This is a genomic window from Paenibacillus ottowii, assembly GCF_006874425.1.
In the GTDB taxonomy this organism is placed as follows: Bacteria; Bacillota; Bacilli; order Paenibacillales; family Paenibacillaceae; genus Paenibacillus; species Paenibacillus ottowii.
On the sequence record NZ_VIJZ01000007.1, the window covers coordinates 55647 to 77078 of the forward strand.

The 21432-nt window shown below is 47.4% G+C and carries 20 protein-coding genes; 14 read left to right on the forward strand and 6 right to left on the reverse strand.

Translation table 11 applies throughout. From position 1 onward, the window contains the following. Positions 1-126 precede the first annotated feature (126 nt). Entirely contained in the window at positions 127-1419 is a 1293-nt protein-coding gene (locus FKV70_RS16790) for a homocysteine synthase (protein ID WP_142613550.1), read from the forward strand. A gap of 194 nt (positions 1420-1613) precedes the next feature. Then, positions 1614-3278, forward strand: a complete 1665-nt coding sequence (locus FKV70_RS16795) for a CoA-disulfide reductase (protein ID WP_142613551.1) — start codon at positions 1614-1616, stop codon at positions 3276-3278. Here FKV70_RS16795 and FKV70_RS16800 read toward each other — a convergent pair. Continuing rightward, a complete protein-coding gene (locus FKV70_RS16800; RefSeq protein ID WP_142613552.1) occupies positions 3263-3631 on the reverse strand; it encodes a VOC family protein in 369 nt (122 codons plus the stop codon). The two genes, FKV70_RS16795 and FKV70_RS16800, sit on opposite strands and share 16 nt — an antisense overlap. Positions 3632-3775: 144 nt before the next feature. On the opposite strand from FKV70_RS16800, the gene FKV70_RS16805 reads away from it, so the two are divergent. From FKV70_RS16805 to FKV70_RS16835, 8 genes are all read left to right on the forward strand, one after another. Next, positions 3776-4105, forward strand: a complete 330-nt coding sequence (locus FKV70_RS16805) for a hypothetical protein (RefSeq protein ID WP_063211924.1) — start codon at positions 3776-3778, stop codon at positions 4103-4105. Between the two features lie 339 nt (positions 4106-4444). Continuing rightward, the gene (locus FKV70_RS26930; RefSeq protein ID WP_262348500.1) at positions 4445-4567 is read left to right on the forward strand and encodes a hypothetical protein; all 123 of its coding nucleotides are present in this window, start codon (positions 4445-4447) and stop codon (positions 4565-4567) included. A 99-nt stretch (positions 4568-4666) separates the two neighbouring features. Next, the gene (locus FKV70_RS16810) at positions 4667-4975 is read left to right on the forward strand and encodes a LexA family transcriptional regulator (protein WP_142613553.1); all 309 of its coding nucleotides are present in this window, start codon (positions 4667-4669) and stop codon (positions 4973-4975) included. 717 nt (positions 4976-5692) lie between these two features. Beyond that, on the forward strand, positions 5693-6148 hold the full coding sequence (locus FKV70_RS16815; protein WP_142613554.1) for a MarR family winged helix-turn-helix transcriptional regulator: 456 nt from the start codon (positions 5693-5695) through the stop codon (positions 6146-6148). A 121-nt stretch (positions 6149-6269) separates the two neighbouring features. Further along, positions 6270-7148, forward strand: a complete 879-nt coding sequence (locus FKV70_RS16820; RefSeq protein ID WP_142613555.1) for a (Fe-S)-binding protein — start codon at positions 6270-6272, stop codon at positions 7146-7148. 121 nt (positions 7149-7269) lie between these two features. Next, positions 7270-8772 carry an HD-GYP domain-containing protein gene (locus FKV70_RS16825; RefSeq protein WP_142613556.1) on the forward strand — a complete coding sequence of 501 codons (1503 nt, stop codon included), beginning with the start codon at positions 7270-7272 and terminating at the stop codon, positions 8770-8772. A gap of 174 nt (positions 8773-8946) precedes the next feature. Beyond that, positions 8947-10392, forward strand: coding sequence for an ATP-binding protein (locus FKV70_RS16830; protein WP_142613557.1), 1446 nt, complete (start codon positions 8947-8949; stop codon positions 10390-10392). A 38-nt stretch (positions 10393-10430) separates the two neighbouring features. Continuing rightward, a complete protein-coding gene (locus FKV70_RS16835; RefSeq protein ID WP_142613558.1) occupies positions 10431-11150 on the forward strand; it encodes an NAD(P)H-binding protein in 720 nt (239 codons plus the stop codon). A gap of 78 nt (positions 11151-11228) precedes the next feature. Here FKV70_RS16835 and FKV70_RS16840 read toward each other — a convergent pair whose 3' ends face one another. Together FKV70_RS16840 and FKV70_RS16845 are read right to left on the reverse strand one after the other, a co-directional pair. Further along, positions 11229-12494 (reverse strand): DUF4179 domain-containing protein, encoded by a 1266-nt coding sequence (locus FKV70_RS16840; RefSeq protein WP_142613559.1) that lies wholly within the window; start codon positions 12492-12494, stop codon positions 11229-11231. Then, positions 12491-13018 carry a sigma-70 family RNA polymerase sigma factor gene (locus FKV70_RS16845; RefSeq protein WP_142613560.1) on the reverse strand — a complete coding sequence of 176 codons (528 nt, stop codon included), beginning with the start codon at positions 13016-13018 and terminating at the stop codon, positions 12491-12493. The genes FKV70_RS16840 and FKV70_RS16845 overlap by 4 nt, the downstream gene beginning before the upstream one ends. 284 nt (positions 13019-13302) lie before the next feature. On the opposite strand from FKV70_RS16845, the gene FKV70_RS16850 reads away from it, so the two are divergent. Continuing rightward, positions 13303-13683, forward strand: a complete 381-nt coding sequence (locus FKV70_RS16850) for a RidA family protein (protein WP_063211908.1) — start codon at positions 13303-13305, stop codon at positions 13681-13683. Positions 13684-13928: 245 nt separating this feature from the next. Here the strand turns inward: FKV70_RS16850 and FKV70_RS16855 are convergent, their stop codons facing one another. After that, positions 13929-14684 (reverse strand): tryptophan-rich sensory protein, encoded by a 756-nt coding sequence (locus FKV70_RS16855; protein WP_142613561.1) that lies wholly within the window; start codon positions 14682-14684, stop codon positions 13929-13931. A 296-nt stretch (positions 14685-14980) separates the two neighbouring features. On the opposite strand from FKV70_RS16855, the gene FKV70_RS16860 reads away from it, so the two are divergent. From FKV70_RS16860 to FKV70_RS16870, 3 genes are all read left to right on the forward strand, one after another. Then, positions 14981-15931 carry a bile acid:sodium symporter family protein gene (locus FKV70_RS16860; RefSeq protein ID WP_142613562.1) on the forward strand — a complete coding sequence of 317 codons (951 nt, stop codon included), beginning with the start codon at positions 14981-14983 and terminating at the stop codon, positions 15929-15931. Between the two features lie 250 nt (positions 15932-16181). Then, entirely contained in the window at positions 16182-17306 is a 1125-nt protein-coding gene (locus FKV70_RS16865) for an NADH-dependent flavin oxidoreductase (RefSeq protein ID WP_058710976.1), read from the forward strand. 109 nt (positions 17307-17415) lie between these two features. Beyond that, positions 17416-18003, forward strand: coding sequence for a GNAT family N-acetyltransferase (locus tag FKV70_RS16870; protein ID WP_142613563.1), 588 nt, complete (start codon positions 17416-17418; stop codon positions 18001-18003). Here FKV70_RS16870 and FKV70_RS16875 read toward each other — a convergent pair. Beyond that, positions 17933-19585: a response regulator gene (locus FKV70_RS16875; protein WP_142613564.1), complete on the reverse strand. Its 1653-nt coding sequence runs from the start codon at positions 19583-19585 to the stop codon at positions 17933-17935. The genes FKV70_RS16870 and FKV70_RS16875 overlap by 71 nt on opposite strands. Positions 19586-19592: 7 nt before the next feature. Beyond that, on the reverse strand, positions 19593-21407 hold the full coding sequence (locus FKV70_RS16880; protein WP_142613565.1) for a sensor histidine kinase: 1815 nt from the start codon (positions 21405-21407) through the stop codon (positions 19593-19595). Positions 21408-21432: the final 25 nt, after the last annotated feature.

Below are 21432 nucleotides of genomic sequence, written 5' to 3' on the forward strand. Positions count from 1 at the left end.
CCTGAATAATGAGAATTATCTTCCCAAATCGTCCTTTTTGTGCGAGAATAGTTGAAAAATCATCCAAGACTACGCATACAGGAAGAGACGATTCATACAGCACGTATAACAAGGGAGGCAATAATCATGTCAGAAGAACGCAAGCTGTCATTCGAAACCCTCGCTGTCCATGCCGGACAAGAGATTGATCCTCATACCTTTGCCCGCGCCGTTCCGTTGTACCAGACCACTTCATATGGGTTTCGGGATTCCGAGCATGCGGCTGATTTGTTCTCGCTGAAAGAATTCGGCAACATTTATACGCGTCTGATGAATCCGACCACGGATGTATTCGAGCAACGGATCGCCGCACTGGAAGGCGGGGCTGGCGCGTTGGCCACAGCTTCAGGAATGGCGGCGATCTCCTTTTCTATTCTGAACATTGCGGGAGCTGGAGATGAAATTGTATCCGCCTCCAGCCTGTATGGCGGTACATATAATCTGTTTTCTACCACACTGCCCAAATTGGGGATTAAGGTGCATTTTGTCGATTCGGATGAGCCGGAGAATTTCCGCCATGCCATTACGGATAAAACAAAGGCCATATTTGCCGAAACGATTGGCAATCCACAGGGCAATGTGCTGGATCTGGAAGCTGTAGCGGCGATTGCACACGAATATGGTATTCCGCTGATTGTGGATAACACGTTCCCGAGCCCTTATTTATTGCGTCCTATCGAATATGGAGCGGACATTGTGGTGCATTCGGCAACGAAGTTCATTGGCGGACACGGTACGTCTATTGGCGGGGTAATCGTGGATAGCGGCAAGTTTGACTGGAAAGCCAGTGGCCATTTCCCGGGACTGACTGAGCCTGACCCAAGCTACCATGGGGTTGTATACACCGAGGCGGTGGGGCCTATCGCGTATATTATCAAGGCACGGGTGCAATTGCTGCGTGACTTGGGAGCAGCCATTTCTCCGTTTAATTCATGGCTGCTGCTTCAAGGGTTGGAGACATTGCATCTGCGGCTGGAAAGACATAGTCAGAATGCCCTCAAGGTAGCGCAATATCTCGAAAGCCACAAGGATGTGGAGTGGGTCAGCTATTCTGGATTGCCGAGCCATCCATCCTACGAGTTAGCCCAAAAATATTTGCCAAAGGGACAAGGAGCGATCCTGACCTTTGGTATTAAAGGCGGGAGTCAGGCGGGGAGCAAGCTAATTGAAAATGTGAAGCTTTTTTCTCATCTGGCGAATGTAGGCGATTCCAAGTCTTTGATTATTCATCCGGCAAGCACAACCCACCAGCAGTTGAATGCAGAGGAACAGGTGGCTGCCGGAGTTAAACCGGAACTGTTGCGTCTATCTGTCGGGACCGAAGCAATAGAAGATATTTTGTATGATCTGGAGCAGGCAATCGCGGTCAGTCAACAGTAACAAGCAAATATTGGCGGTTTATTGAGCCCGGTGAAATAGGAATTTTTGTAGCAGTCACAAGTGATTTCTGATTCAAGGCGGGTTTCGTTTAGGGTTTGAGCAGGCGGGGGCAACCTCCGCCTTTTTTGTTTGTTGACAACATACCCCTACGGGTATATATTATACCCCATAGGGTATATGAGGAGGGGAAGCAATTGGGTAGGAAAATAATTATTATTGGCGGGGTAGCAGGTGGAGCTTCTGCCGCAGCGAGATTGCGTAGATGGAATGAGGAAGACGAGATTATTCTGTTTGAACGCGGTGAGCATGTTTCTTTTGCAAACTGCGGTCTTCCCTACTATATTGGGGGAACAATCCAGGCGCGGGAGAAGCTGTTTCTCCAGACGCCTCAAGGCATTAGAGACCGTTTTAATATAGATGTACGGGTGCAAATAGAAGTAATACAAATAGATCGCAAGCATAAGCTTGTCCGTTACCGCGATATGATCACAGGGGAGACGGATGAGCAGTCATACGATATTGTCGTATTATCGCCGGGAGCCAAACCGATGATACCGGACATTCCCGGATTACATGAGGCTATAAATGTATTTACGTTAAGAAACATTCATGACACCGACCTTATTAAGGCATATGTAGATGAAAGGCAACCCAAGCATGCCGCGGTAATTGGGGCCGGGTTTGTTGGGCTGGAGATGGCTGAAAATTTGCGGGAGCGTGGGCTTTCAGTAACCGTCATTGATATGGGACAACAAGTGTTAAATCCACTTGACCCTGAGATGGCCAAACTGGTGGAGCAGCATATGAAGCTGAACGGGGTGGAGGTGCGTTTAGAGGAAGGAGTCGCAGCTTTTGAAGAGCAGGGGGCACAGCTTCGTTTGAACTCGGGGGAAATGCTTCAGACAGACATAGTGATCCTGGCGATTGGTGTTGTGCCTGAAAATGAGCTGGCCAAGCAATGCGGATTGGAACTAGGGTTTCGCGGCGCTATTCAGGTGAATGCTCAGCTGCAAACCAGTGATCCGGCCATTTATGCGGTAGGGGATGCCATCCAGGTCAAAGACCGCAATCATGGGTTTGCAACGATGGTATCGCTGGCCTGGGGAGCCAATCGTCAGGGACGTTTGGCAGCGGATCATATTAATGGTCAGGCGATTTCTTATGATGGTGCGCTCGGAACATCCGTAATTAAGACCTTTGCATTGACCGCAGCTTCTACAGGTAACAATGAAAAAACATTGCAGCGGCTGGCTGTGCCTTATCAGGCTATTCATATTCATCCCGGTTCACATGCCGGTTATTATCCTGGCGCGTCCCCCATTTCGATGAAGCTGCTCTTTCATCCGAAGACCGGAATGATCTACGGGGCACAAGCTGTTGGGGCTGATGGCGCGGATAAAAGGATTGATGTTATTGCGACGGCGATTCGCGGCCAATTAAATGTCCGTGAACTGGCAGATATCGAACTTGCTTATGCACCTCCTTATTCTTCAGCTAAAGATCCTGTGAATATGGCGGGTTACGTAGCTTCGAATATTATGGATGGACTGGTCCAGACGATACAATGGCATGAAGTTGACGATTTTCACCGCAATGGTGGTCTTGTTATTGATGTCCGGGATGCGGTGGAGCTACAGGGAGGAGCCATTCCAGGTTCCATTCATATTCCTCTGGCCGAGATTAGAGAGCGAATGTCGGAGATTCCTCGTGATCTGGAGATCGCGGTATCCTGCCAAGTCGGGCTGCGCGGCTATCTAGCGGCCAGAATTCTGGCCCAATCAGGCTATCGAGTAAGGAACGTTGATGGTGGCTACAAAACATATTCGGCTATGGCTCAACGTGATCATCTTTTAAAATAGTTCATGACCCATCCAATCTGATTAAGATGATCCGTTACTTCGCCATGCAGCGCGCCAAAGAAGGTATCTTGTAATTCTACGGTAATGGTACCTTTCTCTGATAGTGCATGGTAAGCCTGTTTAAGCTCGTTCTCACTTTCACAGTCAAGAATGATTTGGACATGCTGCGCTTTCAGCGGTTTACCGTAGGAATCAGAAAAATGGATATGACTGCTGCCTAGGTGTAGTTCGGCATGTAGAAGCCTGCCTTCCTGCTTGTTCAGTACTTTGATTTTTCCGCCTAAAACAGATTGGTAATAGTCGACTGACTGCTGCAAATCATTTACAATCACATAAGGACTTGCACTTCTCATAAGATCAATTCCTTTCATTTCTTCTATGTGGGGTCTGCTGCTACGATACATTATTTACATTGTCCGCAGGGTTTAGCCCTTTTCTGTTCAAATTATGGCTTGGTTCACTGTGTGACGTCTGTTACAATGGAAGAGGTATATACGATGGATAGAAAAGAGGTCGAACTGGTGGGCACTTCTGCGATTTGGGAAACAGTTATCTATTGGGTAATCTTGGTGATTTCCGCTCTGTGCGTGATTGCAGTATCTGGTAGTCGGAAGACGGCAAGCACGATTATTTTGGCGCCCGTTGTGTTGTTCTGTACCATATTTATGATGCAGGGCTCGGTGCTTACTGCCATGAAGCACCCGACCATGGGGGCTAATGTCGGTCTGGGGATGGCATTTCTGACCACATGGGTAGTCAGCGGAATATTGTTTGCTGTAGCGCTTGTGATTGCTTTTATTAAATATAACAAAAGGAACAAGGCGTAGTTCAGCCTTAACCACGATTGAAAAAAGGGTTTTCGGTAATATACCGAAAGCCCTTTTTGTATTCTCATTTAGCCATACAGGATGTATTCGTTCATCTGCGTCTTCTCATCAGCAAAACAACGATCAGTACAATGATGATCACGATCAAGAGAAACTTCATAGTCGATTACCTCCTTAGCCAGTCTCCTATTTGGTATTAACCATTTTGGGTAGATGTGCACCGATGTACCCAAGTAAGTATCTATTGTCAAATGTTTGGCGAAAATGTGATGGTGGGATCAAAAAGAGGTTTACAGGCTTAGCTGGAAAGTGTATACATAAAGTAAGGAGGCGATTGCCATGAGTGATCGTGCATTTCATTTGTTTTATATTATTTTCTTGACGGTTTTGGCACTTGGAAGCGTTGCAGGAATCTCTTGGTGGCTACGCTCTGTCGGTCGTCAGGAAAAGGAAAAAAACTAAATTCAGCATGGGCATACAAGCCCACTTGCATCTTCCAGTAGGAGGGTGCATTTTTATGTGTTATAATGAGAACATACGTTCTTTTTAGGAGGAATAATGATGCTGCCAGATTTGGAACGGAAGCTACTGCGTATTTTGTATAATTATTTTGCCCAACATCGCCACATGCCTACAATGGCTGAATTGTCTGCAAAAACGGGCAGGCGGGATTCTGAAATTACAGCCGCATTGCGACATATGGAACAAGAGCGCTATATCACTTGGGAAAATAGCACAGGGACCCAGCACATTGTTTTACTAGAAGGTTGGGAGCGTCCTTCAACTTACAGGCATGCCCAAGTGGAAGCCGCACGTTCTACTTCCCCAACGTCACAGTCCGGGAATACGGAATATTGGACGAATTATTAATAGCGATATAAAGCTGGAAAATTAATGAGTTTTTAAGGTGCATATCATTTAGTTTTAAGAAAGCAAGACTATAATGACCTTATTAACCCCTTTTTGATCAAGCTATAGGCCCTGTCGATGTATCGGCAGGGTCACTTTTTTGTTCATAGATATCATTTTCGTATATGAAAAATCCCCCGGGGATCATCCGGAGGACGGGTGCAGCTTGCGTATACTGCAAAGCCTGCTCAAACTTTATCGTTTGACGGCATAATATATATTTAACCCCTGCTACCTTGTATTATATGGTCAGCATGTTCATAAGGGGCAGTCTGATTCCTCTGTTCATTTTCCAAACGACAAAAGCCCTACCTCTCTTTCGTCCTTGCGGCTCCGATGACCGCGCCAGTGTGAATGTGAAAATCTTCGGCAAAAGCTCAAAATTCTACATTAGGGTTATACATAAAATTTGGAGAAGCTCCATGCGGTGATTAGGAGTATAGCTTCTTGCGTGGAATCCTATGGGGTTAATACATACCAGTACAGTATAACAAGAATGATTCTAAAACACAAGACATTTTTGGATTTTTTGATTGTAGACTGGAAAATACACTTTTCTGCAATGGATTAAGCTTATTTGTATTTGCAGAGAATGGAGGCTGTGACAAATTACCCTGACAAAGCACGCAAATTCTGAAATAGTGTAGTTACACGAAAAGATGGAAGGAAACAAGAACTATGGCTGCATCAAGGAAGGACAAAAAAACATCACAGAAGAACTCGCCCTCAGTCTGCACCTGCATTAATCTGCGTCGTTCCTCGATGGCTGTATCAGGGCTGTATGACCGATATCTGGCTCCAAGTGGACTCAATATTTGTCAGTTTTCGCTGCTCAAGCACTTAACGGTGCTGGGACCGGTTAGCGTAAGCGAATTAGCGTTGGAGATGCGACTCGACCGAACCACGCTTGTGCGCAATTTGAAGGCACTGGAGCAACGCGGGTATGTGGAGGATACATCCGCTGAGGGAAGCCGAAACCGCTGCCTTACTCTGACGGGGAGTGGAAAAGCGGTATATAACGATGCAGCAGCGCTCTGGGAGGAGGCGCAGCTTTTTTTGCAGGAGTCACTCGGAAGCGCTGATTTGCAGATCTTGACCGCACTGTTATCCAAAGTTGAAAAGTTGAGTCTGTGATTAGCCTTCACCTAATAAGGGAAGTCATGCTGATATTTTCGTGTATATACACGAAAAAAAGATGCAGAAGTGTAAAGCAGTAGAAAGATTCACAATAACTAAGAAGAGGGATGTGGATAGGATGGTATTGTCCGTACCGGACATGAAAGAACTTATCGCAGCCGAGATGAAAGCCTATGTGAGCGAAGACAAGGGTAATTTCAGCGAAGAATTGCAAAGTCATTACTACGAGGAACCGATTATTCAATTTGCTGCGGCCAATGATCCTTTGTTTGATGATTATAAAACAGTGGTGGGTCCCGAACATGCTACGCCACAGGAAGCCTTCGAACGAACCTTCGGCACAGGAAGTTTTGGTGGAGGCAGCGTTGTCAGTGTTGTGCTGCCGATCAGTGAGACGATCCGTAAGGCCAATCGTGCGCAAAAGACAAGAGCCTCCAGAGAGTGGGCACTGCTGCGGACCTTTGGCGATGAAGAGTTTGTGCGTTCGGCAAGGCAGCATTTGGCGGGATATCTGACCGGGCTTGGTTACCGGGCGGTGTCACCGCTGGATACGGATTGGTACAGCATCCACGGTGCCACAGGGGGGCCGGTTTCTAACTGGTCGGAACGGCATATCGCGTATGCAGCTGGTTTGGGCACCTTCAGTATCAACGATGGCTTCATCACCGAGAAGGGAATTGCCATCCGCCTGCTGTCTGTAGTAACGGATCTGCAGGTGTCGCCTGATGTCAGGTTGTCCTCGAACCTGAGCCATACCGCAAACTGCCTGCTGTGCAGCAAAGGCATTTGCGGTGTGTGCATTACTCGCTGTCCGGTGCAGGCCATCAGCAAGGAAGGCGGCCATGACAAAATCGCCTGCATGAAATTTGTGTACGGCGATGAATCCCGAAAGTGGGCAGTGTTAAACGGCGGTGAGGCTAAATCAGGTGCCGGCTGTGGACTTTGCCAGACTAAGGTGCCCTGCGAAAGCCGCAATCCAATGCGGAAGGCTCGCTAGTGTTATTTTCCTAGGATTTGTGCAAAATGCTCAAGCAAGAAGGTTAACTTTTGACGTCTGGACTCCGATATTGAATACAAAGATATCTTATGAGCGTACGGATGAAAGAAGGGGTAGCATTTTGCCGATCTATAAGCGCTTTATTCAGCATGTTATCCTGAACTATATTATAGGTTCATTTATTGCTGTACTACTGGTATGTATGATTTTTGTATTTTCCACGTTAAATGTAGCCCGCTATGAGCTTCTGGGTCTTGTCAAAATTGTTGCTTTTTCCAGCGTTATTATGATTGCTTGTGAAATTATAGTGTTTCGAATGCATTTGAGACCTGTTCAGCGTTTTTTTCAAGGCAACCAGGAGACGCTCAAGGATGTAGAAGCGGTGTATATCCGGGTTCACCATCTGCCTAATTTGTCAGTTTTGCGTATTGTTGGGCCGCATTTGTTAGGCTTCTCTATCCCGGCAGCCGTCATTGCATTATGGATGATACATACTGGACAGCTTGCCTTTCCCTTCTATTATGTAGGAATTGCCTGTATCGGAGCTTGTCTGGTCGCTTCCATGCATGCACTGGTCGAGTTTTTTCTGACCATGAGAGCAATCAAACCGCTGCTGGAGGAAATCCGTAATCGAACCTGTCAGCAATATGGATTGAGCTTGTCCCTGCGAGGACGAGTTTTGCTATCCCTGCGGCATAAATTTCAGTTAAGTGCAACGCTAATTGGTGCATTTCCTCTGTTTCTGTTTTGTTTAGCTACACAGATTCGGCTGGAACACTTGGATGCGGCGGATTCCGGTTCCTATTGGGCATGGGCAGGGATGATTTTAATATTCGGTGTAGCTTTTGCTTATCTGGGCGGCAGGTTGCTGACCCGTGAGATCGAGCAGCCCATCCATCACTTGTTGGAAAAAATGAATGAAGTGAAAGAAGGCCGCCTGAACAGTAACGCCAGTGATTTGTATTCGGACGAATTTGCGGAGCTGGTCGAAGGGTTTAACATGATGATTGAGGGCCTGAAGGAACGAGAGGAAAAGAACGGTCAGCTATTAGACAGTTACTTTGCCACTTTGGCTGCAGCGCTGGATGCACGTGACGCTTATACCGCAGGACATTCGTTGCGCGTGGCGGAATACTCTGTACTCATTGGGCGAAAAGGCGGTTTGAGTGAGATGGATCTCGACTTGCTGCGTAAAACAGCCTTGCTGCATGATATCGGTAAAATCGGTGTTCCTGACGCTGTGTTGTTTAAGGATGGCAAGCTGACGGACGAGGAGTTTGATCAGATTAAAATGCACCCGGTTATGGGAGAAAGTATTCTTCGGCAAGTGGAGCCGGCTTATGCTATGGCCCCTTATCTGCCGGGTGTGCGCTCGCACCATGAGCGTTACGATGGCAAGGGATACCCTGACCAGCTCTCCGGAGAAGATATTCCGCTATTTGGGCGCATCATAGCCGTAGCAGATGCCTATGATGCGATGACGTCGGATCGTCCCTATCGGAAAGGGATGAAGGAAGAGAAGGCAGTTATGATATTGGAAGAGGGTAAAGGAACCCAGTGGGACCCTTACTTTGCCGAATTATTTGTCAAAGAGTGGCGCCGGAACAAAGGCATTCTAAGCTGACTCTATAGATCCTCCCACTAGGGCGAGCCGTTGAGGTTCGCTTTTTTTATATACACACCCAAGCCTCTTTGGAGATGTCGAAAGATGGAGCTTCATGTTATGATGTACGAGAAAGGCAAAATCGGCTAGCATAGGCCTGGCATCCAATTTCTCGCGCAATGGGAGTGTGAATCCATGCAATTTTCAATGATGTTTATAATGAATTTGGGGATGCTGATTGCCGTTGCCTATGTGGCGAACGTGATTTATAAATATGGCTTGAGCCGTACCTCTTCGCGGTTCAAATATGTTAGCTCGGTGCTGCTGGTGGTTTTTGGCGGATGGGTCAGTTCTTGCTTTGGTTTTAATTTTAATGAAACGGTTATTTTTGATCTGCGTTTCGTACCGCTAATTATCGCAGCGCTGGTATACCCTCGTTCCTATACGCTTATTATTATTGGGGTAGCGATCGGTCTTACGAGATTTACCTTCGGACTGAATATGGCGGCGTGGGTCGGCTTTCTCAATATGAGCATTTTGGGCGTATTATGCGCCGGATTGAACTACTGGATGCGTCGCTCTACCTGGCGCCTGATTATTAAGGCATCCGTAACCATTTTAGCAGTTAATATTGTAAATACGTTAAATATTGCCTTCCTGGGCGTCATTCCCTTGCGCTATTATGTAGCGGAAGTCGTTCCTCTTACACTGCCTATCGGTGTTATCCTCAGCTTTTTATTTGCCCTGATATTACGTGATTTTCAGTTAGAACAACAGCGAAACTTTCAGATCCAGCAGGCGAATGAGTTATTGTCAGAGCAGCGTGATCAGCTGCAGAAAGCAAAAGTTATTTTAGAGGAACGTGCCAAGCAGCTCATGATGGCCTCCCAGTATAAATCCGATTTTATGGCAACGATGTCGCATGAATTGCGTACACCTCTTAACAGCATTATTAACCTGGCCCAGATTATCAACGAGCAGGGAAAAGAGCTGGATGAGGACGAGCTGGAACAGTACAGTGATCTAATCTATGCCTCGGGGCATGATTTGCTCCAGCTGATCAATGATATTCTGGATTTATCCAAGGTCGAGGCTGGACATATGGAAATTATAAGTGAGCCAGTCAGTGTACGTGAAATTGCACAGGTGATGATGATGCATTTTGAAGTCACAGCCAAGGATAAAAACCTGGAATTCAGCTTGAACGTGCCTGAACATATACCGGATGAAATCCGATCTGATTCCAAACGAGTACAGCAAATTTTGCGCAATCTGTTGTCCAATGCCTTTAAGTTTACTCATGAAGGACGTGTACTGCTGGAAATCAGCACACAGCATCTGGATCAAAAGGGCCAGGAGGGAGATTGGGTTGTGTTTGCTGTAAAAGATACAGGCATCGGCATATCCAAGCTTCAACAGCATGTTATTTTTGAGGCATTCCAGCAGGCGAACGGTTCGATTAATCGTAAATATGGTGGAACTGGGCTGGGGTTGTCCATCAGCCGTGATTTTTCCCGCTTGTTGGGCGGGTTTATCCGTTTGGAGAGTGAGGAGGGCAAGGGGAGTACTTTTTCCCTGTATCTGCCTATGTGTCCGTCCAAAAGCAAGAAGGCGGACGAACAGCCGTTTAAATTAACCTGATCGCAATCATGGGAACAAGGAGCATTAGGAGGTATATCATGGAACGTAAAGCGGTCGTTGTGGGTGGCACAGGGCTTGTCGGGGGGTATGTGGTACGGGAGCTGCTGGTGCAAAAAGAATACACCCGCGTCATGGTTGTGGGCAGGCTTCCACTAGACATCAAGCATCCCAAGCTGGAGCAGGCGCTAATCGATTGGGAACAACCACAGAATTCGACCTTCGCTTTCGAAGGGGTGGATGATGTGTTTTGCTGCCTTGGGACAACGATGAAAAAGGCCGGCTCCAAGGAGCAGTTTCGACAGGTGGATCTGGACTATCCAGTTCTGGCAGCCCGACTGGCCAAAGAGGCAGGAGCAGTACAAATGCTTGCGATCTCCGCAATGGGCGCTGACCCAGATTCACGCGTGTTTTATAACCGAACCAAGGGTGAGGCTGAAGAGGCGCTTGCTGAGATCGAATTATCAGCACTGCACATGTTCCGTCCATCGCTCATTTTGGGTGCGAGGCCTGAACGACGTTTTGGCGAAGCCGTAGCCACAGTTGTCATGAAGGCGCTAGACAGCCTGATGACGGGCAGGCTCGCTTCCTACCGTGCTATCCCCGCTTCGTTCATCGCACGAGCTATGGTACGAATTGCTCTCGCGCAGGCGAGCGGCGTACATATTTATCCGAATGACATCATTCGAGTCATTGGCGCGGAACTAACCTCCGATGATGAGGAACCTGATACAGGAACGCCCCCTGATGAGAATGTGTAAAACCACAGTTAGGCTTAGAAAATGACAATAACGCCGCTGTTGCCTGATGATTCAGGCAGCAGCGGCGTTATTCGTGTTTTATGGTTGGTTTGTGTTTTGTGGTACATCGATTGTAATCTCAAATTCAGGAAGGTATTGGCGGACCCAGTGGCCTTTAGCGTCCAGAATAGCTCTTCCATCTGGAGTCATAAGAAGAGTATATGGCTTGAAGGTGATTTTTTTTGGCGGGTCAGCAAAAGGAGTGAACAACATGGCCATTTGCTCTGGCTGATTTTTGGAAATAGATTTGCCCGAACCGCCGAGTATTTCCAGTTCACGTCCCTGATCATCAATTACCGCATAATCAAGATGTTTGACTTCTTTTTTGGTGTAGTTTTTGTGCGGTCCCTCTGTGGAAATATACTTGCGTTCTATTGCATAGTCGTCGGGCATATCCTTAAGGTCCACAAGCATGGTGAAGGTGGTGAGGATTTTGGTCGTAACCGGTGTCATTTCCACCCGATCAACAGTAAATTTAAGATATTGATTCGCCTTGCTGATCTGGGGCTGGAGCACTTTGCTAGCCAGCTTCGTTTTGTAGACAGTCGTTTGCAATGCAAATGGCTCCGCTACTCCTTTTAGCTTGGCGTACACTTTCAGATCAAATTGCTTCGGCAAGGCAGGCAGCCCGCCGGCAGGGTCGCGCATATAGGAAATGATCATAGAATTGCTGTCTTTGCCGGGCCCCCACCCCAATGAGTTAAATGGACCATTTTCACTAAGAATGGATTTTCCATTAATAAATAGATCGATTTTTTCGATGATGTCTTCAGGTTTTTTTCCGTCGGGGGTTACTTTCGTAAACAAGGGCAGCACTTTTTGTTCGCCATCCTGTTTTTCAAGTGCTACGACCAGCCGGGTACCGTCAAAAATAATTTGGGATACCTTCAATGTAATGCCGTCATGGGTAACGCTGAGATTCGTGGGGGTTACTAACCCTTTCCGATCAGCGGTTTGCAGGCCGAAATCTCCAGCGAGCTTGAATACGCTGTCGACAAGGGGAACCTGTTTCAATGACTCCGCCATTGTAGGCGAAACAAAGGCGCTGCCGATGATTACAAAGCCAATGACAGCTGCAGAAGCAGCGGTAATTGCAGTTCCCCGTAGAAACCTTTTAACGGATCGAGGGGAGGATGGACGGTTGGATAGCAGGTCTGCTTCCGATTCCATTTGTGTATAAAAGGCATCAAGGCGTTGTCTCACCAAATCAGGGATGACTACCATTTCTGCTTCCAAGTGTTCCTTTTCCGATTGTAATTTTTCATCCAACTCTTGTGCCTGTTTCTCAAACTCTGAGGGGTTCATTGAAAGGTCACCTTCCTTTCTCCACGATTTTGTAGCAGGTCCATTAATGTTCTGCGAGCACGGTGCAATCGTGTTTTGACGGCACCCTCTGATAGCTCCAGTACCTCTGATATTTCTCTAATCGGCATATCGCGCAAATAGTGCAGGGAAATTACGGTTCGCATGGATTCCTCCAGGTGGTCGATGGCCTCGCGCAGTTCGATTTTTTCATATCCGCCCGAGGTAGAGGGTTCCTTTATAAATTCCGCGACGGGTACAACCCGTTTTTGCTTGCGGATCATGAGATGGCATTCATTAATGAGGATACGAAGAAGCCATGTTTTAAAATAGCGAGGTTCACGCAGTTCACTAAGAGACTTGTATGCTTTGAGCATCGCTTCTTGCATTGCGTCCGCGCAATCCTCATTGCTGCGAAGAATCGAACGCGCCATGCCATACATATCGGATTCCATATGTTTCATCAAGGCGACGAACGCTTTGCGGTCCCCGTTCCTGGCTTGGTGTAAAATTGTTTCGAGATTCAAAGGATGGTGCTCCTTTCCCGTCCATACTAGCTATGATTATTGTACTTGTACCTGTATGTGAATTGTAGAATCTATGGTGTGGTAGACTACAGGAATTAGAAGGTTACAGGAATTAGATGATATATAGGCACTAAAGGTTACAGCGGAAATAAAAAATGTAGCACCATCGCAACAGGTTGTCTTCAAAGAAACCCGAGATGTCAAACTGTCGCACGGAATAGTGGCTTTGGATTTCACATGCTATAATACGGTAAACCAGTATCAGGAAGGAGAATCTAACCCCTATGAAAAAAACAATTGCTACTGAAAAAGCACCCGGTGCGATCGGACCCTATAGCCAAGCGGTAGAGGCAGGCGGGTTTATTTACACCTCAGGACAGCTAGGGCTGAATCCGGCAACAGGTGAGTTCGGCAAGGATGTACAGGAGCAGGCTCGCCTGTCTTTGAGTAATGTACAAGCCATTCTGGAAGCGGCAGGCAGCAGCATGAACCAGGTTGTGAAAGCGACTGTATTCCTGAAGGACATGAACGACTTTGTCAGCGTCAATGAGGTATACAGTTCTTTCTTTGAGCAGCCGTATCCAGCGCGCAGTGCGGTGGAAGTAGCTCGACTGCCTAAGGATGCACTGGTAGAGATTGAAGTCATTGCATTGAAGGGCGAATAGTCTGCAGGGTATGTTCATAAAATAATAAGTTTGCATGACAACTGGATGCCCCTATGATAGAGGCATCCGGTTGCTTCAAGTTTTAGTGCGTGCTGTTCTTCTGAATGCAAAGTGGAGGTGGAGATGATTAATAAAAATAGTCTATACCTGAATATATATGATAAAAAGCGAAGCAAGCGAGCTTGGGGTATAGGTTTTAGACCCAGGCTCGCTTGTTCTTGCTAGGAGTTTAGTATTTGTTTGCTTTAATCCCGGTCTCGATTACGGGCGAAGAATAGCCATAGCGCGTATAAAAGGATGATTGCCGACAAGATCCAAGCAGCCAGTCGTACCTTTTCATGGTTTGGATGCTCGATGGCGATGGCGACATAGGCCCATACAAATACAAGAGGATAGATGCTGTCACGGTAAGGAAAGCTGACCAAGATGGCCAAAGCGGTGCCAATGAGCAGGATGATGATCGCCCATACCGTCTCGCTGAGACCCCAGCCACTCCATTCATTCTTTTTCAGTGCTACTGCGATGTTGATAAGAGTAGCAACGGATACCCAACCGAGGTTCAGGCTGAACGGCAGCTTGACGAACCACATTTCTCCGCGAGTTGGCTGCGGCGTACGGGTACGCATATATACGATGATCAGCGAGAGCAAATATAGAATGATGACGATCACGCACAGCTCCACGTACACATACTGCCATAGGAAAATCCAGACGATATTGAAGAGGCAGATCAAAATAAAGAAAATACCGATAGACTGAACGCTTGCCTTGGCTTGCCCTGTAGATGTCGCTTGGTACACGGCAAAACAGGCGAGCAGCACGTAGATCACCGACCAGATGGAAAAAGCGTAACCTGCTGGTGTAATTAAGGTAGGGTACATGTTGGATATAGCAGCAGTGCTTCTTCCGCCGATAGGAAGTGTAGAAGCCAAAATATTAACGAGAACAACAGCGATAAATGCGATAATATTCCACCATTTATACGGATGGCTTCGTGACATAGGAATAACTCCTCCTCAACGAATGATGTCCCAAAATGACCGACTGGTCACTATCTTCTACTATGAATATACCCACTTTCTTTTCAAATATGTCCGAACGGGAAAAAAGTTTCTTGAACCCCATATAATCATAAAAAGTTGTATGTATATGCATTCATATGTAGTACAATGATAAAAATTTTAAGTACTATATAAGCTGATGAAAAATTCACATAAGGTGCCAATTGGCAGACGAAAGATGCTTCTCATATGAATTTTCTCGAATTCGGCTTATATAGAAGTAAGGAGATAGATAAATGAATGGTCTGGAGAGAGTAGGGAAATTTGTAGGTGGAACCTTTTCCATCTGGGTACTTTTGTTTGCATGTTTGGGATTTTTCTTTCCTACGGCGTTTACAGGGTTGAAAGGATTCATACAGCTATTTCTGGGCATTGTCATGTTCGGAATGGGACTAACTTTATCTGCTGATGATTTTCGTGAAGTATTCCGGCGTCCAGTGGATGTGGCTATAGGGGTGGTCGGGCACTATCTGATCATGCCGTTTCTCGCTTTTGTATTGGCATTAGTATTGCAGCTTCCGCCCGATATTGCGGTGGGTGTCATTTTGGTTGGCTGCTGCCCGAGTGGAACTGCATCCAACGTAATGACGCTCTTATCCAAAGGCGATGTGGCGCTTGGGGTATCGATTGCCTCAGTGTCGACGCTGATTGCTCCACTGGCGACTCCGGCGATGATTAGTCTGCTTGCCGGGCGCTGGATGAATATTGATGCGAAGTCGCTGATCATGGATATTCTCATCGTGGTTATAGTCCCTATTGTGCTGGGTGTAATCGTCAAATCGCTATTCCGCAAACAGGCGGAAGCGAGTGTCAAGGCGCTGCCGCTCATTTCAACATTGGCAATTGTACTCATTGTGGCTATTGTGGTTGCAGGCAGCAAAGGTAAAATTTTGGAGACAGGCCCGATTATTTTTGCTGTGGTTATTTTGCATAACGGTATCGGCTTTCTGCTCGGATATTGGTTTGCCAAGCTGTTTGGCATGAATCTTTCCAAACGTAAAGCCGTTACGTTGGAAACGGGAATGCAGAATTCCGGGCTGGGCGCTGCGTTGGCAGCCGCTCATTTTAATCCGATTGCTGCTGTACCAAGTGCGATTTTTAGCGTGTGGCATAATATTTCCGGCTCGTTGCTGGCGACCTGGTTTTCCCGCCGGGAGGAGAAAGATAGCATGGCCGGAAGCAAATAAACGAGGGTCAATGATTTGTGACAAGGGGTTAAAGTTCAGGTTTTTCGGAAAGTTTAAGGGAGATCAGAAAGGATAGATTTGACTTTACAGGGGCGGATCATTATACTGTGGTTATTACAACCACTGTATTTAAGTAAGCAACGGGAGATAGGCTTTGTCATGGAAGGAAAATGACGTCAAATTCGTATTTGCTTCATGCTCAACAGCCCTATATAAACTGATCTGACTTAAACTGAAGGAGAGAGACCGAATGAACCCGAAATATAATCCTTTATTTGAAGCATTTACTCTGCCATCCGGTGTTACATTGAAGAACCGTATTACGATGGCCCCTATGACTAACTTTGCCTCCCACGAAAATGGCGAAGTCAGTGACGAGGAACTGGCATACTACCGTGAACGCTCTGGGGGTGTAGGCGCGGTTATTACCGCTTGTGTGTATGTAACTCCAGATGGCAAAGGATTTGTTAACGAGTTTGGTGCGGACAAGGATGAAATGATTCCTAGCCTGCGTCGTCTGGCCGATACGATTCATCAGGAGGGCGCGAAAGCGATCCTGCAAATATATCATGGTGGACGTCTGTGTCCACCGGATCAGATTCCAGACGGACAACCGATTAGTGCAAGCGCAGTGGCTGAGGAAAAAGAAGGCGCACCTGTGCCGCGTGAAATGACATCTGACGATATCCACCGCGTTATCCGCGCCTATGGCGAAGCAACTCGCCGCGCGATTGAAGCAGGCTATGATGGTGTGGAACTTCACGGAGCGAACGGCTACCTGGTACAGCAGTTCTTTTCCCCGCATTCCAACATTCGTACTGATGAATGGGGAGGAAGCCTTGAGAAACGCTTGACCTTTCCGCTGGCGATTGTTCACGAAGTGAAGAAAGTGATCGCGGAGCATGCGAAGCGTCCATTCATTTTCGGTTACCGTTTGTCCCCTGAGGAAGGACACACGCCAGGCATCACACTGGATGATACGATGGTGCTTGTTGACCGTCTGGCCGATGAAGGGCTGGATTACCTGCACATTTCCGTAAATCATTTCTTTGGCGGTTCGTTCCGTGACCGCAGTGACGAACGGTCACGTACGGTTCTCATCCATGAGAAGGTAGGGAACCGTGTGCCAGTCATGGGGGTTGGTTCGCTGAATACTCCGGATGAGGCGCTCGCAGCATTGGAGACAGGTGTACCGCTTGTTTCACTGGGACGTCCGCTGTTGATGGAGCCGCAATGGGTTCAGAAGGTGCAAAACGGCACTGAAGATACTATTCGCACGACATTGTCCAAGCAAGCTCAACAGGAGCTGGTCATTCCTGATTATTTGTGGGGTGCACTGACGACCATCCCTGGCTGGATGCCTGTTACGGACTAAATTTTGAATAATAATACCCTAGGCTGCGTTCATGCGCCTAGGGTATTTTCTTGTCTCATAACCGTGATTTGCAATTATATAGGAATAACATAGAAAGAAGGTAATAATAATGTTCCATGAAACGAATGGTGTGATTTCGATGAGGTCCACCCATCCGGGGTTACAGATTCGATTGTTACAAGTAAGTGATGCTGAACGTTTATTGGAGATCAGACGTGAAAATTTTGATTTCTTCAAGCCGTACGAGCCAGAACGACCTGAAATTTACTTTACGCTGGAAGAACAGGCGCGCCTGATTTCCAACGGCTTAGAAGCGGCACAAGCCGGACAGGGATATATGTTTGGACTCTTTTTAACGGAAAATAATAAACTGATTGGCAGAATGGAGCTGTCAGGTGTTGCCAGAGGTCCTTTCCAAAATGCCAATCTGGGCTACCTCGTAGATCCTGCATATCATGGACAAGGCCATGCTACCTCCGCAGTGAAGGATATTGTACACTATGCCTTGAATGAGTTGGAATTACACCGTATTCAAGCTGGAGTCATGCCAAGAAATAAGCCCTCCCATCGCGTGATGGACAAGGCGGGATTTCGCCGCGAAGGGCTGGCTCTCAACTATTTAAAGATTAATGGTGTGTGGGAAGATCATGTGTTATATGCGATGACGGCTGAGGATTTGCAGAATGGCGCCTTCTGAATTCGCCAGGCGTGACTCCCTCAAGCTTTTTGAACACCTTGCCAAAGTATTTCTCGTCCTGATAACCGACCATACCAGCAATATGATGAAGCCGCAGCTTATCATTCAGCAGTAACAGCTTTGCCTTGCCCATCCGGATCTGACACAAATAATCGGATAGATTAACCCCGTACTCCTGCTTGAATTTACGAGAAATATATTCTCGGCTAAGATAAAAGCGGCTTGCTATATCCTGTAGAGAAATGTCCTCGTCATAGTGAGCATCCAGATAGCGAGCAATATCACGGATCGTCGGATTGTTTGGGTTATGGCTTGGTGTAAGTGCCTGACCGGCTGCCAGTAATCGATTTTCGATCTGTTTTTTCCATAAAGGTGGGGAAAGCAAACCGCGGCTATCGACCGGCAAGGCAGGAATAGTGCTCGACTCATCTGTCAGTTCCTCGCCTTCGGTATCTCCAGGTCTGTCATTCAGCCAGCGAGCCAGCATCCAATCCAGCTCTTGATTCCAGCCGGCTAGCTGCTCTGCTGTAACCGAAGGCAGTACGGCTACAGCTTGCATCCAGCTGCCTACCGCCATAGATACGCGACTGGCATTACAGCTGAGTGCGCTAAGCCGGAGTTCCTCTTCCATTTCAGACAACTGGGGGAGACGAACGGTCTGCCGGGCCGGAGAACTTTCGTGCATCCAGTCAGTGTTCTGCAACATATCCCGTTTCCAGAGCGCTTGCCGTGCTTCTTGGTAGGCTGTGGCTGCCCCTGCGGGAAAGGTTTCGAAAGAACCAACTCCAATGTGCATGTAGCACCGCAGCGCCGTTCTGATCCCTGCGTGAATGTCCTGCAAGAGCGCTGGCCAACGAGCCGGCTCGCCCCAATACAGCAGGATAATTTCGTCCGTACGCTCCAGATGACGGAATGCAACTCCGGTCTGAGAGGTGCCCAGAAATTCGTTGCAGATGTTAATGAGGGAAAAGCCTAAGAGCGCGCGGCGCGTTTTGTATTTATCCAGGATATCGGCGTCCAGCTGAGTGGTGCTCATCACTGCCGCATTGCAGACTTGGATAGCTGGCGGGAGACGCAGCTCCTCACGTAAAGGCGTGATGGAGAGCGATGTACCGGAAATGAGCTCGGTCAGGAGTTTATCAGCATAGTGCGGTCTCATTCGATTGACCTCTATAGCCTGCATGGCCTGCCTGTTCCGGTCCTGCTCCGCTGTTCTCCAAGCTTGAGTAGCTTTACTAACTGCCTCATTAATCTCTACCGGATCTACGGGCTTAAGAATATAGTCCATGCCTCCTCGGCGAATGGCCTGTCGAACCAACTCAAAATCATCATATCCACTGACCACCACGACTCTGGTGGAAGGGGAATTCGCTTGAATCCACTCCATCAAGGCTACTCCATCCTTCCCGGGCATTCGCATATCAGTGAGTACCACGGGTGGGGAAAGTGCGGTAATGACCTCAATCGCCTGATCGCCCGATTCAGCCTCAACCACCTCGGTCACTCCGTAAGCTTCCCAATGTACAAGCATCCGAATGGCGTGACGTACATGCTTTTCATCATCCACAATCAGGACTTTCATTGACAGATCACTCTCCCTTAATATGAATTTCTGTAAGCGGTTCGGTGCAAATTTCAAGTGTAAAACGAACGCCATGAGGTACAATATTGTCTACACACAAGGTATTAGAACCATCTTCCGAGTGAAGTTGGATACGTAATAGAACATTACGAAGGCCGATGGAGTTCTGTTCGCTGGTGTCTGATTCTTCATGGGCTTTCAGCGGACGTTTCAGCATTTGCTGAAGCTGCTCCAACTCAGTTGGTGGAATCGATGCGCCGTTATTTTCCACTTCTATTTTTACAATACCTTCCCGGATTCGGCTGCCTGTAATGCGAATCTGACCGGGCCCCAGCCGGGGATCGGCACCGTGTTTAAAGTAGTTTTCCACCAACGGCTGGAGGATCATCTTAGGCACCCGCTCATTCAGTACTTCATCATCCCACTGATAGGTTACTTCTAATTGCTCACCGAAGCGTTCCTTTTGCAAATCAAGATACTGTTTTACATGCTCAGCTTCTTCCTTGAGTGTAACAACCGTATGGTCTCGCATGTTATAGCGCAGCATTTTGGCAAGGGAGGAGAGCAGAGAATAAATGCGCGGCACCTCATGCTGTAGAGCCAGTGTTCCAATAGACTGTAGCGTATTATATAAAAAATGAGGATTAATCTGTGCCTGAAGCGCTTTCAACTGGTTCGTCTTGTTAGCCAGTTCGAGCTTGTATTCCTGCAAAATGAGGTTATTGATGGTATCCATCATCTGTCTGAAGCGACGCGACAGAACTCCAATCTCATCGTTGCCCATGGCTCGGATGTCTACATCTAACTGACCGGACTGAATCTGGGTAATGTAGCGAGTCAGCCGCTTAATAGGTTCCGTAATTTTTATCGAAATCCATAGCGTGGCGACAATAACGAGCAGCAACGCTGCGCCCGTAATGACCGCATTGATCTGGGTCAGTTGGGTAGCCCGCAAATAAAGCGTCCGATGAGGGATTTTCTTGACGAGCGTCCAGCCTGACAGGTTGGCATCCAGTTTGCCATATACGTGCAGGGCTGTGTCATCCTCAATTACACCGTGCTCGCCTTCTTTAGAAATTCGATTGAGCAGGTCAGATTCCTCCCAGTGTGTTCCTATGGTGGATTCTTTTCCGCTATATATGATCGTCCCGTTCCGATCGATTAAAAATAACTCCTCTGTATCCGCATCATACAATTGACGGCAAATACTGCGCAGCGGCTCCAGATCCACATCTATAGCCAGTACCCCAAGTGTCTCTGAAGAAGGAATGTTCCGAATCGCCCGGTGGAGTGTAAATACCCGCCGCTTAGTATCGTGCTCCGCATAGGAAACCGCTGAAAAGCCGTACAAATGCTTTATGTGCGAGGGTTGAATGAACAGCCCGGAAGGACCGTAATGAACAGAGCCAGTGAAGGGAGCCAGCCTGAATTCCCGCAGAGGGACCGTGCTGGTAATCAGCGTAGATTGCCCGGCCTCGAACGAATGCAAATACACCTGGTCAATGCCTGAGGAAGCATTCATCATGGTTTGCAGCGTGGTATAAATCTCGGCGACGGCCCGGTAATCATCCGGAATTTTAGCCAGGTTGCGCAGAAAATGCGGGTCATTATAGACTCCGATCGATGCGCGATTTAACCCCTGTAAATAGTTATCCAGATTCGTAATTCCCTGAAAAATAAGCCGTTCATTTTCCTGGGTGGCCTGCTCCCGCAAGGATTGCTTGGTGAGAATGAAGGTCATGGTCATTGAAAGCAGCAGTGGAAGGGTGACTGCAATGAGTAGAAACCAGATTAGGCGAGAACGAATGCTATGAAATTTCATGAAGGTAGCTCCTTTCAGAATTCAA